The following is a 14862-nucleotide window of genomic DNA, read 5'->3' as shown; positions in this document are numbered from 1 at the left end:
AACCCGCCCCCACATTCCCGGACCGCGCACCAGATGCGCCCCGCCGGCCGTGGAGCGAAAGCGGGAGACCAGCCTGCCCAACACCGTTCGGGGCACGCGGCTGAGCAGGAGCTCTGGCAACAGGACTCACTCCCGCTCAGTCTTTAGGAACGGTATGACGCGGAGCTGGCTCCCTTCCTTTTCAGCTTCCCGCAGTTGGAGCGGGCGTTCGGACCGGACCTCCACGTGGCCCACGAAGCGGCGTTCGACGCCGACGGAAGACACGCCGACGCAGCGGCGCTCTCCCTCGTCGCCGAACTGACTTCCGTCTCCACCAAGGACGCCGACTGGCAGGACAAGCTGGAGGCGTACGGGCGCGTAGTCCCGGTGTATCTGGTCCTGGACATGCAGGGCGAGGAGATCACGGCGTTCTGGGACCCGTCGCCGCAGGGCTACCAGTCCCGCACCACGGTCCCCTTCGGGAAGCCGCTGCGGGTGCCCGCACCCTTCGACTTCGATCTCGACACGACCGAGTTCGTGGCCCAGGGCGGCGAGTGACCGGGCCCGCCGCGCCCTTCACCCGTTCAGCATTCCGGGCCAAGCAGAACATCAGACTCCCCATCACCGCCTATGACCTGCGACGACGCCTCGTGCCCAGCGCGACACGCCGGTCGAAGCCACCGCACCTGATTGCCCATCAGCAGGCGTGACGGCGGGGCTGCGCCTTACCTCTGAGAGGAGGCACCGCACTTCCTCGGAGGACCATCATGCGCACCACCGCCCGCCTGCTGACCGGTACCGCGCTGACTGTCGCCGCCACGCTCGGCCTCGGCACCCAAGCGTCGTACGCCGGGGATGCCGGGAACGGCGGGAACGCCGGGAAAGTCGAGGCGCTGGAGGTGTACCCGTCGACCGCTCCGCCCGGCACGACCATCACCGTGAACACCACCGCCTGCGGGCCCGGCGGCCACGGCGTGGGCGACGCGCACTCGCTGGGCGCGGGCAAGTTCGACCTGACGCCCGGTACGCACAAGGAGGTCGTCGTCGGCCAGTTCACGATCCCCCGGCACACCAAGCCGGGCGTCCACGGCATCGCCGTCCGCTGCGCCAACGGCAAGCGGGCCGCCGGCGACCTGGTCGTACGCCACCACAAGCACCCCAGCGGCCATGTGGACACCGGCGTCGGCGGCAGCGTCGGGCCCGACACCACCCAGATCGCGGCGGGTGTGGCCGTACTGGCCGCGTCCGCCGTCGGCGGGACGCTGCTCCTGCGCCGTCGGGCGAGCGGCGCGACGCAGGACAGCTGACCGCTGTGTCCCCGCTCCCGCCGGATGCGTCGGCGCCCGGCGGGAGCGGGCGATACCCCCGGAGGACCGAAGGACGATGAAGACCAAGGCGAAGGGCTGGGCCATAGCCGCCGCCGTCTGCACGGGCGCCTGGCTCGTCCAGAACGGCTCCGAGTACGTGACGCCGCCGCTGCCGTCCGCGGCGGAGGCCTTCGCCGCAGGTCCGCGCCACTACACGGACGCGGCGGCCGACCCGCTGCCGCCGTCCCCACCCGTACGCCTGCGCATACCCGAGATCGGGGTCGACGCCCCGGTGATGCGGCTGGGCCTCCGCAAGGACGGCAGTCTGGACGTACCGCCCGCAGGCAACGCCAACCTGACCGGCTGGTACCAGGACGGCACGACCCCGGGCGCGAAGGGCACGGCGATCGTCGCCGGACACGTCGACAACGCGCGCGGGCGGTCCGTCTTCTACAACCTGGGCACGCTGAAGAAGGGCCACCGGATCGAGGTGATCCGGGACGACGGCCGTACGGCGGTGTTCACCATCGACGCGATAGAGGTGTACGAGGCGGACGCCTTCCCCGACAAGAAGGTCTACGGCCCCATGGGCAGGGCCGAACTGCGAGTGATCACTTGCGGGGGCGGATTCACGAAGAAGAGGGGCTACCAGGGCAATGTGGTGGCGTACGCGCATCTGATCGGGGTACGGGAGGCCGGTGCCCGCCATTAGCGCTTCGCCCGGCCACGCGCGCTCGCCGCGCTTGCCCATAATCAGCGCTTGCAACTATTGTCGACGCCGATAAGGCGCTTAAGCAATCGCCCGCCACAGGAACGCGAAGGACCACCATGAGCTCCGTCCCCCACATCATCCTGAACAACGGGGTCACCATGCCCCAGCTCGGCTTCGGCGTCTTCCAGGTGCCGGACGACCAGACCGCCGACGTCGTGACCTCGGCCATCGAGGCCGGGTACCGCAGCATCGACACGGCCGCCGCGTACGGCAACGAGGCGGGCGTCGGCCGCGCGGTGGCCTCTTCTGGCTTGGCCCGCGACGAGCTCTTCGTGACGACGAAGCTGTGGAACAGCGACCAGGGCTACGACTCAACCCTGACGGCATTCGACGCCTCCCTGTCCAAGCTCGGCCTGGACTACGTCGACCTGTACCTCATCCACTGGCCCACACCCGCGCGGGGCAAGTACCTCGACACCTGGCGCGCGTTCGAGAAGCTCCTCGCCGACGGCCGCACTCGCGCGATCGGCGTGTCCAACTTCCAGCCCGCCCATCTGCAGCGCCTGCTGGACAACTCCGGCATCGTGCCCGCCGTCAACCAGGTCGAGCTCCACCCCAGCCTGCAGCAGCAGGAGCTGCGTACGTTCCACGCCCGGCACGACATCGCGACCGAGGCGTGGAGCCCGCTGGCCCAGGGGGCGGTGCTCAAGGACGACACCATCACGACGATCGCGGAGCGGCACGGCAAGACACCGGCTCAGATCGTGCTCCGCTGGCACCTCCAGATCGGCAACATCGTCATTCCCAAGTCGTCCACTCCGGCGCGCATCCGGGAGAACATCGACGTCTTCGACTTCGAGCTCACGGACGACGACATCAGGGCGATCACGACCCTCGACCGGGACACGCGGATGGGCCCAGACCCGGACACGCTGAACTGACCGAGAGCGTCGGTCGGTCGGGATCCGCGCATGAAGGTCCCCGCTGGCGTGATGAGTTCGAGGGGGACCATCCCCGCACGCGGAGAGCAGTGTGCGTTCAGCGTCGTGTTGCCGTTCGCGGAGGGACCATCCCCGCGTGGGCGGGGAGCAGGGGATCTGCTCGACGCCCGGGGTGGGCCAGTCGGGACCATCCCCGCGTGCGCGGGGAGCAGAGGACACTGATGATCGAAAAGCTGAGGGCGAAGGGACCATCCCCGCGTGCGCGGGGAGCAGTCGCCGGTCGGCGGCGACCAGGGCTCGATGTTGGGACCATCCCCGCGTGCGCGGGGAGCAGAGCATCTTCTCCAGCGACTCGCGCACCTTCGGGGGACCATCCCCGCGTGCGCGGGGAGCAGTTTCTTTGCCTCGCGTTCGAGGACGCTCTTTCGGGACCATCCCCGCGTGCGCGGGGAGCAGGACGCGGCCCACTTCCAGGCTCTTGAGCGGGTGGGACCATCCCCGCGTGCGCGGGGAGCAGCCGGAGCGCGGACTGTCCCCGCACCTCGCCCCGGGACCATCCCCGCGTGCGCGGGGAGCAGCTGCTGGTCGCGGCCGTCAGTACGGTGCGCGCGGGACCATCCCCGCGGGCGCGGGGAGCAGGCCGCGATCACGTTCGTCAAGGTGAAGGCGCGGGGACCATCCCCGCGGGCGCGGGGAGCAGAGGAGCTGCGCGCCGCCGGAGAGGACGCCGGCGGGACCATCCCCGCGGGCGCGGGGAGCAGACTCCGTGAGCTGCAGCTTTATCGCCGACACCCCCTGATTTTGGGTACTTTCATGAATTCCGGCAATCTGCACAAATAGGTGACATCTGTCATCCTCTGCCGAAGCGGCGCCGCTTGGAGGCCTTGCTCCAGCCGGGCTTCGGGCCGCCGCCCATCGGCTGCGCGTCGCCGCTCGGGCGTCGGATCAACGTCACGCCCTCGTGGTCGACCGGATGCCAGGCGTGGTCGTGGGTGCGGAAGGTGTATCCCTGCTCGTTGTTCGTCGTGTGAGCCAGCAGCGCGCGGCCCTGGCCGGCGTACTGCTGAACCTCGTCCCACAGGACATCCCGGATCCTTGCCGACGGGTTGCCGACGAAGACGCCTGCGGAGATCTCAAGCAGCCAGCGGGTAAGGAACCCTCGCAGCCCCGCCGGGCAGTTGGTGAGGACGATCACGGTCACCAGATCACCGCCTCGTCCGCGTAGTTGCGCCCGGCCGCCACCTCACGGCCCCCGTCGCTCTGCAGCGTGACGCGGTCCTGTTCAACCGCCTGCGGGGCCGTCGGATCGCCGCCCGCAGCGATACCGTCGGGCAGGAGCAGGCGCTTGATGTCGTCGACGCAGCGGTCCAGCAGCGACGCTTCGTTGATCCGGTCACGCAAGGCACGGCGGGTGCGCGGACCCACGTCCTCGTCGTCCTCCGACGCGATGTCGAACGCCAGCGGGATGCCGATCTCGGTCTTGTAGAGGTCGGCGATGTCCAGCACGAAGGACAGTTCGTGACCGGAGTGGACGAAGCCGAGAGCCGGGCTGCAGCCCAGAGAGGCGACCACGGCGTGGGCGATGCCGTACATGCACTGGGCAGCCGCGGTGATGGCCTGGTTGACGGCATCGCCGCTGGAGAAGTCGCCCGGCGCGAACTTCCTGCCCCGCCACGGGATTCCCGTACGGGCGGCCTGCACCCGATAGCAGTCCTTGACGCGTCGGCCTTCGCGGCCGAGGAGTTCGTGGCGGGTAAGTCCGGCCGGGTCCTCGTCGGGGAAGCGCAGCCGGTACATGGCCCGCGCGACGGCGAGGCGGGTGCGGACATTCGCCCACTGAACAGCCTGCGCCTCGGCAAGAGCCGAGGAGCGCGTAAGCGCCCGGCCGCCCGCGTAGTACCGCACACCGTGCTCCCCCACCCAGGCGACCGCCGCCCCGGTCTCGCCCAGGACGCTCATCGCCTGGTGGGTGATGCGGGTCCCGGGGCCGAGCAGCAGGGTGCCGATCGTGGCCGACGGGATATGGGTGGTTCCATCGGCGTCCTCGGCTGTGATCGCGTTGGCGTCCCGGTGGACGGTGCAGCGCTCCAGGTAGACGAAGGAGAGACGTTCGCCGGTGCGGGTGAGGTGCCGTGGGGTCAGCGCGGTGCGCTTTCCGACCGTCGTCACCGGGTTATCCGGCTACGGCCGCGACCGCCGCCGCGACTGGCAGCGGAGCGAGCGTCATCAGTCCGCAGCCGTACGCCCTGGCCTTGCCCAGCCCCTGGGTGAGTGTGCGGCGCAGCGCGTCCGGGTCGGTGACGACGAGACGGCCGTCGAAGGTGACGGTCACGACCTTCACGCGGCGCTTGTCTGCCGCCCTGTCGTCGCGCGACTTGGCGAATTCCAGGGAACGCTGATCGCGGACGGTCAGTTCATGCCGGTCGCCGTCGTGTTCGTGCTTCTTGTACGTCGTGCCGCCGGGCAGCAGCCGTTTGTCGTCGGGCTTCTCCAGAATGCGGAGTCCCGAACGCCTCTGACGTTCAGCGTCAAGAAGCCATCCCCTCTGGTGGACAGGGGTGAGGTGCGCGGTGCGCTTGGTCGGTTCGCCGTCCTTGCGGCGGATGGCGTGCACCGGGTTGGCGGTGAGCCGGAAGGCCCAGGTGTCGCCTGCGGCGAGGCGGTCGAGGAACGGGGCGTACGGGCGGCTCTGCCAGCCGGGGGTGTCGGGGTCGGCGGCTGCTGCCGCGGGCCAGCCCGCCTGCTCGACGAGGTGCGTCAGGTCCGGCCGGTCGGGGCTGACGATGTACAGGAAGACGTCGGCGCGGGCGTTGTGGTCGAGGCGCCACAGCACCCGTGGCCCCCCGGACCCGGAGCTGTCGGAATCCGCAGGCAGCAGGCCGGGGAACGACGACATGACCGCCGCGTGCAGCGCCTGGGGCGAGGAGAGGAGGCGACGGGCCCCGGGGCGCGCCGTGTTCATACGGAAACGGGTCAGGTACATCAGGCGCTCTCTTCCTCCAGAGCGGCGAACGGGTCGTGCCGGGGCACAGCCCGGGCGGCGGCCACAGCTCGCGGGTTGGATACGTCAGGCACGTTCGGTACGTCCACGGCCGTGCTGATGACGGTCCGCAGAGCGTGACGGCGGTGCTCGGCGGCAAAGCTGAGGGGCTGGTCGCGCTGTACGTCCGAGTGGTCTTCGCCCGGGCAGGCTTCTCGTAGCACCGCCAGGGACACGGTGGTACCGCTGCGGCGCAACTTTCGGTACCAGGGGGCCGCCTGCCAGGGCTCGTTCCGCAGAGCCTGCTGCAACTCGATGTCGTCGTGGACACTCAGCTCGACCGGATAGGCCGGCGGGCAGGATCGCCTGCCGAGGTAGGGCGGATAGACCGGTGCGCGCAGGGCGGCGTGAAGCTCGCCGAGGAGTGCCCTGTCTCCTTCGAGCGCTGCGACGAACACGGCGTCGGCGAGATAGAAGCGCTCGGAGAGCGGCATGGACTTGCCGGTCACCGCATGGTGGGCGGTCTGGAAGTCCCGTACCCGTGTGCCGGGCTGGTCGATACGGACACCGAAGCGCAGGGCGCCGAGCCGCGCCAAGGCTTCGTCGTCGCCGCGTGCGAGGCCCTGGGCCGCGGCGAGCATGCCGATGACACCGCTCTTGGTCGGGGCGGTCTCAGTCGTACGGCGGACGAAGCGGGCAGCGGTCCCCCAGGACTGCAGGGGGCCCGCCAGCCGCAGGGTGAGCACGCTCATGCGGGCTTGTCCAGGCGCTCGGCGACGGCCTGGCCGATCGACTCGACAAGCGTGGTGAGACTGGCCGCCTCCTCGCCGATGCCGGCGAGTTTCCCGGTGTTCGTACCGACGCGCAGCACCCATGTGACGGTCGACTCGTCGTCGCCATACGCCCGCTCCATGTCGGGAATGAACTCCGCCAGGCGCGCGCAGGCCCCGCGAAGGTGTCCGCCGCCGCCTTCGCCGGATACGGGCTCTTCGAAGGCCGCGACGAAGCTGATGGGGCGTGTGGTGCGGAGCTTGACGATGACGGCGTCGGGCAGGGTGTGGTGGCCGAAGGTGTTGATCTTGCCGGTGGGCAGGGAGGCGACGAAGCCGTGCACGAACGCCTCGACGGCGCGGCGTACGGGGACGGTCAGGGGCTCGTCCTCGCGCAGGCCTTCGCCGAGGTTGGCGGCGAGCTGGTGGACGCCGACGGCGGCGTAGCGGTAGAGGGTGGCGGAGTTGAAGTCGACGGTGCCGATCATTCCGGCTCCGGGCTCGGCGTCGGTGTTGTGGTCGTCGACGGCGGTGTAGTAGTCGGAATCGTTCTCGACGTGGTGCACGCTGATGGCGTGCGCCACCTGGACGGCAGCGTCCACATTGATGTCGGCGGAGTCCGCGACCATGCGGCCGAACAACGCGATGTCGACGGAGTGGAGGGTGTCGGCAATCTCTTTGGCGCGGGCCCTGTTGGTCTTGTCCTTGAGATAGCCCTTGATGTCGGGCGCGCCCTCGACGGCGAGTGCGGCGAGGCCGTCGAGCTGCCGGGCGCTGAGGAACATCAGGTACTTGGACTGCGGCGCAGGCTCGTCGTCTCCCTCCTTCACCGCGTCGGCCTTCCGCTTCGGCACCTCGATCTTGGAGCCGGTGGCCGTCTCAACCACCTCGGCCGCCAGACGCAGCGCCTCGGAGTCCTTCAGAGACGGGTCGAGCCCAGTGATACGGGCGGCGAGGACTTCGGCGACCTTCTTTGTCCGTACGCCGAGCTCACTCGGGTCGAGCAGGTGCTCAGCACCGAAGTAGGTACGGGTGGCGCGCTTCCACGCCTGGCTGGAAACGCGGGCGCGGGGCACCCCGCCGTACACCGCCGACTTCGGCGCGCCCGTGTCGTCGCGGTTGAGATTGCTGGGCGGGACGGTCTGCAGCGCGTGCACGTCGAGGAAGATGCGGTTCATAAGGCGTCCTTGTCGGTGCTGTCGATGCCGTCTGTGGTGTCGTTGTTGTCGGCGGGGGTGGCCGGATCGCCCGGCCCGTCGCCGTCCTCTGGGTCGCGGTAGGCGTGGAACGATCGGCCCCATGCGCGGCGCACGGCGTCCCGGCCGCCGGGTTCCTGCCAGTGGTAGAGCTGTTCGGCGAGGAGCGCGTAGTCGAGTTCGATGTCCTCACCGCGCAGCAGCAGAACGATGTCCCGCAGGCGTTGGGCAAGGGCAGGCAGGTCCGGCGCGTTCCCAGCACGGACCAGGCGCTTGCGGACAGGTTCGGCGATCTCGCCCGGCGGCATCAGCCGACGTACGGCGGCGCCGAGGCCTTTGGGCGACTTGCGGCGGTCGGGCTGGTGCATGCCCTTCCTCCGCGACTGCTGGTGCAGAGCCCACAGGGTGAGCGCGATATGCACAGCGTCCTCGGCGCGGGTCAGCTCGTCCTCGCTCAGCAGCCGGCCGCCGTCCTTCGGCTTGTCGTGCAGCGCTCCGGTGTCGGCCAGGCCCCACAGGTCCGGCACCTGCGAGAACTCCTTGCCCGCCCCGCGGCGCAGCCTGGCCAGCGCCGCGACCGCATGGGACCGGTCGCCCAGGTAGCCCTTCTGGAGCGGGGCGACGAGCTCGCCGGTGATCAGTCCGACCCGTTGAGGGATCGTGGGCACAGTGACGGTGGTCATACGGGCACCTTCGGAGAGGAGTCGGGTCCCGGCACGGGGTCCGGCCCCGGCATGGAGTCGGCGCCCGGCACGGAGTCGGCGCCCGGCACGGAGTCGGCGCCCGGCGACGGGTCAGAGGAGAAGGGATGGCCCAGGCTCTTGCTGAGACGGAAGCGGAACCACTTGTCGGCGAGGGCGGAGTTGAGCCACTCCTTCCCCTTCTTCACATCCACGATCCGGCCCTCCCACGCCCCGTCGCCGGCCCCGACCATCAGCTGCTCGCCGAGTTTTCTGACGCGGCGGTAGACGTCCCGCTGCCAGACCGTGCGCTGCTCGTACGGGTCGTCGGCTGCGGCGAGATTCAGCAGCCAGGTGCGGTACGGGCCGTCCAGGGCCGCGAAACCGAGATCCCGGGCGGCGAGGTGGCCTCCCTCCGATTCGATGCCCGCCGCGCGGGCCAGGTCGGTGGCGAGGTCACCGAGCGCTCTCACCGCCAGGTCGGCGTCACTGACCGCGTCGATGGCCTGCTGCGCGTACTCGCGATCCTGCTGGTGCAGAAGGACAACACCCATGGCGAGGTGGTCGTCGACGATCTCATCGATGACGGACTGCTGGGTGCCGTAGACCGCGCCGATGACGCGCGCCCGAATAAGGAAACCGCGTGGCAACTCCCCTTCCGTCACTAGCCGGGCGATCCACTCGAGAATCCCCGGCCGCAGCACCGGCGCGGCTTCGGAACCGGGCGCTGCTACTGCCCCGTCGGCGATCAGCGCGGCAAGCCCTCGCCAGGCGGAACGGGACGGGTCGTGCTCACGGGGCAGGTAGACGAGCGCCTCCCCACGCTTTTTCTCCTGCGCCGGGCTCCTGCGCCAGGCGGTCATGGGCTCATGGGTGTGCATGTTGTGCGGGGCGAGCGGGTCGCCGTAGCCGAGGACGACTCCGTATGCCCCCTCGGCATCGAAGTGGAGGCGCAGGCGACGCGTCTGCCACGTATACAGGTCCCGCACCCCGGACGGCCGCCGCTGCCCGGTCACGCCGGGGCCGCACGGCTCCCGCCGCCAGGCCGGGCGGTCGTCCGCGCCGAACCGCAGACCGGGGGTATCGGCGGCGACCAAGTTGAGCAGCAGGGTCTCCCGCAGAGTGCCGCCCTCGGCGAAGACCCCGCCGAGCGCGCCTCCCCAGCCGACGCCGAGCGGATACACCTTGCCGCCCTTGGCCCGGCCGTCGCCGTCGGCACCGGTCTTGATGCCGGAGGTGTCGTACGCGTGCCCGTGGACGACCCAGCGGGCGGCTTCGGCGAAATCGAGACGGCTGACGGTGGGCATACGGGAGCTGAAGAAAGGGTCGCCGTTGGGGACGTCGGCGACGATGCGGTTGAGGGAGAAGACTTCGTCCCGCGTCGTGCGTAACCCCGCGACCTGGAAGAACGGCGTCTGCAGATGGAGCAGATCCAATCGGCCGCGATGGTCGTCCAGGTAGGCCCCGACCGGGGCGAAGCACTGCTCGTCGGCCCACAGCTCCGCCCAGTGCTCGACGTCCCTCGGACCATCGAGAGCATCGTGAGCCATGGCGAGGAGCAGCCGCAGTAGGGCGAACTCCTGGGTCGGCAGGTCTCCGACGAGACGACGCAGATCACCGGCCTGGTCGAATACCTCGCGCAGCGAAAGCTCGTCCTGCGTCGTCCCGTCGAGCCGTAAGACCGGTACCCACGGCCGCGAGGTCAGATCGAACGACAACACGCCTTCAGACATCTGTCACCTCCAGACCATCGGCTTGGCTGTACCGGAGTAAAAAGCCTGCCAGACGGGTCTGACAATCGACGTCGAGTGGGAGAATCAGCTGGCCGGCGAGCCAGTGACTGTCCTTCACCTGCCAGGCCGGTACGTAGAGTTCTTCGAGCTCCTCAATGGCCCGGTCCATCACGTCGGCGGACGAGAACTGGATGGGCAGCCGCAGGCCGCAGCCGGCAGCCGCCCGGGCCGCCCTCGGCGACGGAGGCCGGTCCTGGGGCAGTTCCAGGCCACCCCTGTCCCTGCCGTCCCTGTCCTTCTCCAGCCAGGGCAGGGTGACCAGCGATCCGTCGGGGCGCCGCTGTACGACGACGACCTCCAGGCTCTCCTTGCTGTCCCGGACCTGGGCGCGCCCGGCACGGGTGTCGTCCGCGTCGCCCGCGCCCGCCGCGATCCACCCGATGAGCGGCCGTCCGGGCGGGCCGACCGCGTCCAGCCTGAACCGGTCGGCCCGCTCTGCCTGATCCGCACGGTGCTTCTCGTGGCGTTCCAGCGCCTTGTCGATTACCTCGGACCAGCTCTCGGGTCCGGCCGGCCCGTCCGCGTACGCGCCCTGGACGAGGGGGCTGATGTCCTGCGGCAGCCGTACCGGCTGTGGGTACGGACCTTCAAGGTGCGGCTCCAGCACGGCCGCGGAACGCAACAGCGTGTACGCGCCGTACACGGCGACCGACCCCCTCACCGGCGCGGGCACCTCACCGCTCCAGTCGACGCCGGTGACCAGGCAAACGGCCGTACGCAGCTTCTCCGGCCGGTCGGCCTGCCGGGCACCTCGCTGGTGGCGGTGGAGACGTCCCATCCGCTGCAGCATCAGGTCGACCGGGCAGAGGTCCGTGACGAGCAGGTCGAAGTCGACGTCGAGGGACTGTTCCGCGACCTGGCTCGCGACGACGATGTGAGGCTTCACGGGGCGGCCGTCCGACTTGCCGGGCGGCCCGAACCGCAGCAGAAGACCGGCGTCCTTCGCCGCCCGGTCCACGTCGATGAAGCAGGAGTGGGCGACGGTCACCTGGTCGTCACCGAATCGCTCACGCAGCACCCGGGCGGTGTCCAGGACCCGCTTGACGGTGTTGCGTACGACGAGGGCGCAGCCGCCACCGTCGAGTTCGGCGGCAAGCCGGTCGGCGAGGACCTCCAGGCCGTCGTCGAGCCGTTCGAGATGGACGTCGCCGCCGCGGCCGGATGCGGCGGGGCGCGCGACGACGGGCGCCTGACCAGGTGCCACGGCGGTCAGCAGCGGATAGGCGACGTCGTCGGCCACCGCCTCGAACTCCTCGGCACGGTCGCCGGCGCCGGCTCCCGCGTATGCCTCGGCGAGCTGCCGACGCCGGGCGGCGGGCAGAGTCGCCGAGAGCACCACCACGGGCACCCGGTATGCGCCGAGCCACGACAGCACCCGGTCCAGATAGACACTCATGTACGTGTCGTAGGCGTGCGCCTCATCGATCACGACGACCTTGCCCGCGACGGCAAGATGACGCAGCGCGAGGTGACGGCTCTTGAGCCCGGCGAACAGCAGTTGGTCCACGGTGCCGACGACGAACGACGACAGCATGGCCTTCTTACGGCCCCGCAGCCAGGCGTGCGCGACGAGCTCGGCCGGAGCAGACCGCTTCGCGTGCGAAGGCCGCCACTCCTGGGTCTCGGCATCCGCATCGACGGCGGCGACCTGCTGCCAACTGCCGCGCATCAGATCGGCGAACTCTTCGTTGAGGGCCGCCTTGGAGTGCGCCAGCAGCACCGACAGTTGGGTGCCTTCCTGGGCGGGCAGGCGGCCCAGCCAGTCCAGCAGGCGAGGGAACATCGCGTTGCCGGTGGCCATGGTGGGCAGCGCGAAGAACACTCCGCCTGCCCCCGAGCGGGCCGCGAAGATCTCCGCGACGGCCAGCGCGGCCTCGGTCTTTCCCTCCCCCATCGGCGCCTCGATCACCATCAGCCCCGGCACGTCCATCGCACGCGCCAACTGGACGGCCGCCTCCTGCACCGGCCGGGCCGTGGCCCCCGGCGGCAAAGCGAAACGGGATGCGAACAGCTGCTGCGGCTCCTCGACGGGCTCCTCGGGCACCCAGGGTGCAGGCAGCCGCAACCCGCGCCAGGCGGCGGCCACCCGCTCCTCACTCGTACGGTGCAGCTCCTGCGGGAAGTACGGGAACAGGTCGGGGTTGCTGGCGATCCAGTCCGCGACGATCACCAGGGCCGTGAGCAACACCTGCACGGGCTGCGGCAGTTTCACCGTCCGCCAGGCGCTGAGCCGCTCACGTACGACGTACTCGTCGGCACACGCGTCGAGCAGCTGATCCTGGACCCGCCGCCATGCCGCCCGGCTGGGTCCGGGCGTACGCAACAGATGAAGACGGTCGTTCAGTGCCTTGATCTGCCCATGCTCGGGAGGCACGCCGTGATGACCGCCCGCAACGATGGCGAACTGTCCGGACTGCCTGCCCTTCCAGCCGTGCCGCTCTTCAAGCCACTCCCCCAGCAACACCTGCCCGGCCAGACCATGCGGGGCGATCCTGCGGTCGGGGCCAAACTGGCGCTGGGTCCGCATCTCCAAGCCTTCCGCACGCATCCGGTTGGCGAGCTCATCCACCTGGCAGGCGAAGGCGGGGGTGGCTTTCCCGATGTCGTGCACGGCTGCCAGCCACACGACGAGACGTCGGGCGTCGGGCGCGGCGCCGGGCAAGGGCTCGGCGATCAGATTCCGTACGCTGGCGGGCAACCAGTTGTCCCACAGCAGCCCGGCCACGGCGGCGCTGTCCTCCATGTGCCGCCACAGGGGCAGCCAGCCGTCGCTGTCCCGGTCATGCTTGGCCCACACGGTCCGCACAGGCCCGGAGAGGCGGCCTCCGAGCCCTGAACCGGATCTTCTTCCAGCCGTCATGAAGGTATGCCTACAGGTAAATCACACGGGACCGCGCCAAGTGCAGGAAACCCGCGCCTACTTCAGCCTTCATCCCTCGCGGCCCATGGTTCTGTGATAGGCCCAACCTGAGCCGCACAATCCACCAAGGCCAAGGCGTGCCCCCTTTGACCTATTCGCCGGAATCAATGAAAGTACTCGAAAAGCGTGCCGCGCAGCGGTAAAACTGCAGGTCGCTCAGTCTGCTCCCCGCGCATGCGGGGATGGTCCCCAGGGCGGCGACCTGTGGCACGAGGTGTTTCACTGCTCCCCGCGCATGCGGGGATGGTCCCGTCGCGTGGGCGTCGGTCAGGCCCGCGTCGTGCTGCTCCCCGCGCATGCGGGGATGGTCCCGGGGCCGCTATAGCCCTCTCCGGCGCAGGTGGCTGCTCCCCGCGCATGCGGGGATGGTCCCGACGACGTCCCACAGCGGTCCCTTCAGAAATGCTGCTCCCCGCGCATGCGGGGATGGTCCCCACAGATCGAACGAGGCGTCTTTGAGAGCCGCCTGCTCCCCGCGCATGCGGGGATGGTCCCGGATCCGAGGAGTCAGTGCCGCTCGGCACGTTCTGCTCCCCGCGCATGCGGGGATGGTCCGGCGAGCTCTCAGCCCGCATCCGCAAGGCGGACCTGCTCCCCGCGCATGCGGGGATGGTCCCAGGCTGGGCACCGTGGTCGCCTTGACCATGATCTGCTCCCCGCGCATGCGGGGATGGTCCCTTCGGCCAGAGAACCACCCGCTGAGACTTCGCCTGCTCCCCGCGCATGCGGGGATGGTCCCCCGCCTTGCGCGGGAAGGATTTGTGATGTTCGCTGCTCCCCGCGCATGCGGGGATGGTCCCTCCTCGCCGTCGCGGCCGAAACGCATGAACAACTGCTCCCCGCGCATGCGGGGATGGTCCCGACCCGCCCGTCGTCGGACTCCCACCCGGGCGCTGCTCCCCGCGCATGCGGGGATGGTCCCGGGTACGACGTGCCGGAGCGTGGACCCATTCCCTGCTCCCCGCGCATGCGGGGATGGTCCCTCGCCCTCGCGCATCGTGTACTGCGTCCCGTACTGCTCCCCGCGCATGCGGGGATGGTCCCGTGCCGAGCACGATGTAGGGGTACCCGGTGCGCTGCTCCCCGCGCATGCGGGGATGGTCCTCGCCCCGGTCCCGTCCCGTCAACTGCCGCCGCCTGCTCCCCGCGCATGCGGGGATGGTCCCGGTCTGGTGATCAACCGGTGCGAACTCAACGCCTGCTCCCCGCGCATGCGGGGATGGTCCCCTGCCGGTGGCCGTCTTCACGTCCTTGATGGCCTGCTCCCCGCGCATGCGGGGATGGTCCCCTGCCGGTGGCCGTCTTCACGTCCTTGATGGCCTGCTCCCCGCGCATGCGGGGATGGTCCCCAGTAGACGTAGCTGACCATCCACTGGCCCGTCTGCTCCCCGCGCATGCGGGGATGGTCCCGAGCCGGCCACCAGCGGGCTGATGTCCACGGACTGCTCCCCGCGCATGAGGGGATGGTCCCCCTGACCAGATTCCCGCAACCCCCATCTACACCTGCTCCCCGCGCATGCGGGGATGGTCCAGCGCTGACACCTATCAGGGCCGCTACGCTGGCTGCTCCCCGCACCCGCGGGG

At 70.0% G+C, this 14862-nt stretch carries 12 protein-coding genes, 1 pseudogene and 2 CRISPR repeat arrays (1 of these 15 running past the window's edge); of the genes and pseudogenes, 5 read left to right on the top strand and 8 right to left on the bottom strand.

Annotation, left to right across the window (positions count from 1 at the left end):
- From ACIHCQ_RS10515 to ACIHCQ_RS10495, 5 genes and pseudogenes are all read left to right on the top strand, one after another.
- Positions 1-147 (top strand): annotated as a pseudogene (locus ACIHCQ_RS10515) (transposase); the annotation flags it as partial.
- A gap of 18 nt (positions 148-165) precedes the next feature.
- On the top strand, positions 166-537 hold the full coding sequence (locus tag ACIHCQ_RS10510) for a Uma2 family endonuclease (RefSeq protein ID WP_399660061.1): 372 nt from the start codon (positions 166-168) through the stop codon (positions 535-537).
- Positions 538-746: 209 nt separating this feature from the next.
- A complete protein-coding gene (locus ACIHCQ_RS10505) occupies positions 747-1286 on the top strand; it encodes a hypothetical protein (RefSeq protein ID WP_399659984.1) in 540 nt (179 codons plus the stop codon).
- A 76-nt stretch (positions 1287-1362) separates the two neighbouring features.
- A complete protein-coding gene (locus tag ACIHCQ_RS10500) occupies positions 1363-1998 on the top strand; it encodes a class F sortase (protein WP_399659981.1) in 636 nt (211 codons plus the stop codon).
- A gap of 116 nt (positions 1999-2114) precedes the next feature.
- Positions 2115-2939, top strand: a complete 825-nt coding sequence (locus tag ACIHCQ_RS10495) for an aldo/keto reductase (RefSeq protein WP_399659979.1) — start codon at positions 2115-2117, stop codon at positions 2937-2939.
- A gap of 63 nt (positions 2940-3002) precedes the next feature.
- A CRISPR array of direct repeats spans positions 3003-3700; the repeat unit is 29 nt; unit sequence GGGACCATCCCCGCGTGCGCGGGGAGCAG.
- 89 nt (positions 3701-3789) lie between these two features.
- Here ACIHCQ_RS10495 and cas2e read toward each other — a convergent pair.
- The 8 genes from cas2e to cas3 are packed head-to-tail and all read right to left on the bottom strand — an operon-like array spanning position 3790 to position 13218.
- Positions 3790-4140 carry a type I-E CRISPR-associated endoribonuclease Cas2e gene (gene cas2e, locus ACIHCQ_RS10490; RefSeq protein WP_399659976.1) on the bottom strand — a complete coding sequence of 117 codons (351 nt, stop codon included), beginning with the start codon at positions 4138-4140 and terminating at the stop codon, positions 3790-3792.
- Entirely contained in the window at positions 4137-5108 is a 972-nt protein-coding gene (gene cas1e, locus ACIHCQ_RS10485; protein ID WP_399659974.1) for a type I-E CRISPR-associated endonuclease Cas1e, read from the bottom strand. The genes cas2e and cas1e overlap by 4 nt, the downstream gene beginning before the upstream one ends.
- 4 nt (positions 5109-5112) lie before the next feature.
- Positions 5113-5922, bottom strand: coding sequence for a type I-E CRISPR-associated protein Cas6/Cse3/CasE (gene cas6e / locus ACIHCQ_RS10480; protein ID WP_399659971.1), 810 nt, complete (start codon positions 5920-5922; stop codon positions 5113-5115).
- A complete protein-coding gene (gene cas5e, locus ACIHCQ_RS10475) occupies positions 5922-6671 on the bottom strand; it encodes a type I-E CRISPR-associated protein Cas5/CasD (protein ID WP_399659968.1) in 750 nt (249 codons plus the stop codon). The genes cas6e and cas5e overlap by 1 nt, the downstream gene beginning before the upstream one ends.
- On the bottom strand, positions 6668-7867 hold the full coding sequence (gene cas7e / locus ACIHCQ_RS10470) for a type I-E CRISPR-associated protein Cas7/Cse4/CasC (protein WP_399659966.1): 1200 nt from the start codon (positions 7865-7867) through the stop codon (positions 6668-6670). The genes cas5e and cas7e overlap by 4 nt, the downstream gene beginning before the upstream one ends.
- Positions 7864-8568: a type I-E CRISPR-associated protein Cse2/CasB gene (gene casB / locus ACIHCQ_RS10465; RefSeq protein WP_399659964.1), complete on the bottom strand. Its 705-nt coding sequence runs from the start codon at positions 8566-8568 to the stop codon at positions 7864-7866. Before casB ends, cas7e begins: the two co-directional genes overlap by 4 nt.
- Positions 8565-10298 carry a type I-E CRISPR-associated protein Cse1/CasA gene (gene casA, locus ACIHCQ_RS10460; protein WP_399659961.1) on the bottom strand — a complete coding sequence of 578 codons (1734 nt, stop codon included), beginning with the start codon at positions 10296-10298 and terminating at the stop codon, positions 8565-8567. The genes casB and casA overlap by 4 nt, the downstream gene beginning before the upstream one ends.
- On the bottom strand, positions 10291-13218 hold the full coding sequence (gene cas3, locus ACIHCQ_RS10455; protein ID WP_399659959.1) for a CRISPR-associated helicase Cas3': 2928 nt from the start codon (positions 13216-13218) through the stop codon (positions 10291-10293). The genes casA and cas3 overlap by 8 nt, the downstream gene beginning before the upstream one ends.
- Positions 13219-13439: 221 nt before the next feature.
- A CRISPR array of direct repeats spans positions 13440-14862; the repeat unit is 29 nt; unit sequence CTGCTCCCCGCGCATGCGGGGATGGTCCC; it runs 68 nt beyond the window's last position.

This window comes from Streptomyces sp. NPDC052236 (genome assembly GCF_044548015.1).
Classification (GTDB): domain Bacteria; phylum Actinomycetota; class Actinomycetes; order Streptomycetales; family Streptomycetaceae; genus Streptomyces.
Note: the sequence above shows the minus strand (reverse complement) of the source record. Positions and strands in the feature narration are given on the sequence as shown.

What these genes read in the sequence shown, in the direction of transcription:
- ACIHCQ_RS10505 (WP_399659984.1), top strand. Translation starts at nt 747, where the DNA reads ATGCGCACCACCGCCCGCCTGCTGACCGGTACCGCGCTGACTGTCGCC.
- ACIHCQ_RS10500 (WP_399659981.1), top strand. Translation starts at nt 1,363, where the DNA reads ATGAAGACCAAGGCGAAGGGCTGGGCCATAGCCGCCGCCGTCTGCACG.
- ACIHCQ_RS10495 (WP_399659979.1), top strand. Translation starts at nt 2,115, where the DNA reads ATGAGCTCCGTCCCCCACATCATCCTGAACAACGGGGTCACCATGCCC.
- cas6e (WP_399659971.1), bottom strand. Translation starts at nt 5,922, where the DNA reads ATGTACCTGACCCGTTTCCGTATGAACACGGCGCGCCCCGGGGCCCGT.
- cas5e (WP_399659968.1), bottom strand. Translation starts at nt 6,671, where the DNA reads ATGAGCGTGCTCACCCTGCGGCTGGCGGGCCCCCTGCAGTCCTGGGGG.
- cas7e (WP_399659966.1), bottom strand. Translation starts at nt 7,867, where the DNA reads ATGAACCGCATCTTCCTCGACGTGCACGCGCTGCAGACCGTCCCGCCC.
- casB (WP_399659964.1), bottom strand. Translation starts at nt 8,568, where the DNA reads ATGACCACCGTCACTGTGCCCACGATCCCTCAACGGGTCGGACTGATC.
- casA (WP_399659961.1), bottom strand. Translation starts at nt 10,298, where the DNA reads ATGTCTGAAGGCGTGTTGTCGTTCGATCTGACCTCGCGGCCGTGGGTA.
- cas3 (WP_399659959.1), bottom strand. Translation starts at nt 13,218, where the DNA reads ATGACGGCTGGAAGAAGATCCGGTTCAGGGCTCGGAGGCCGCCTCTCC.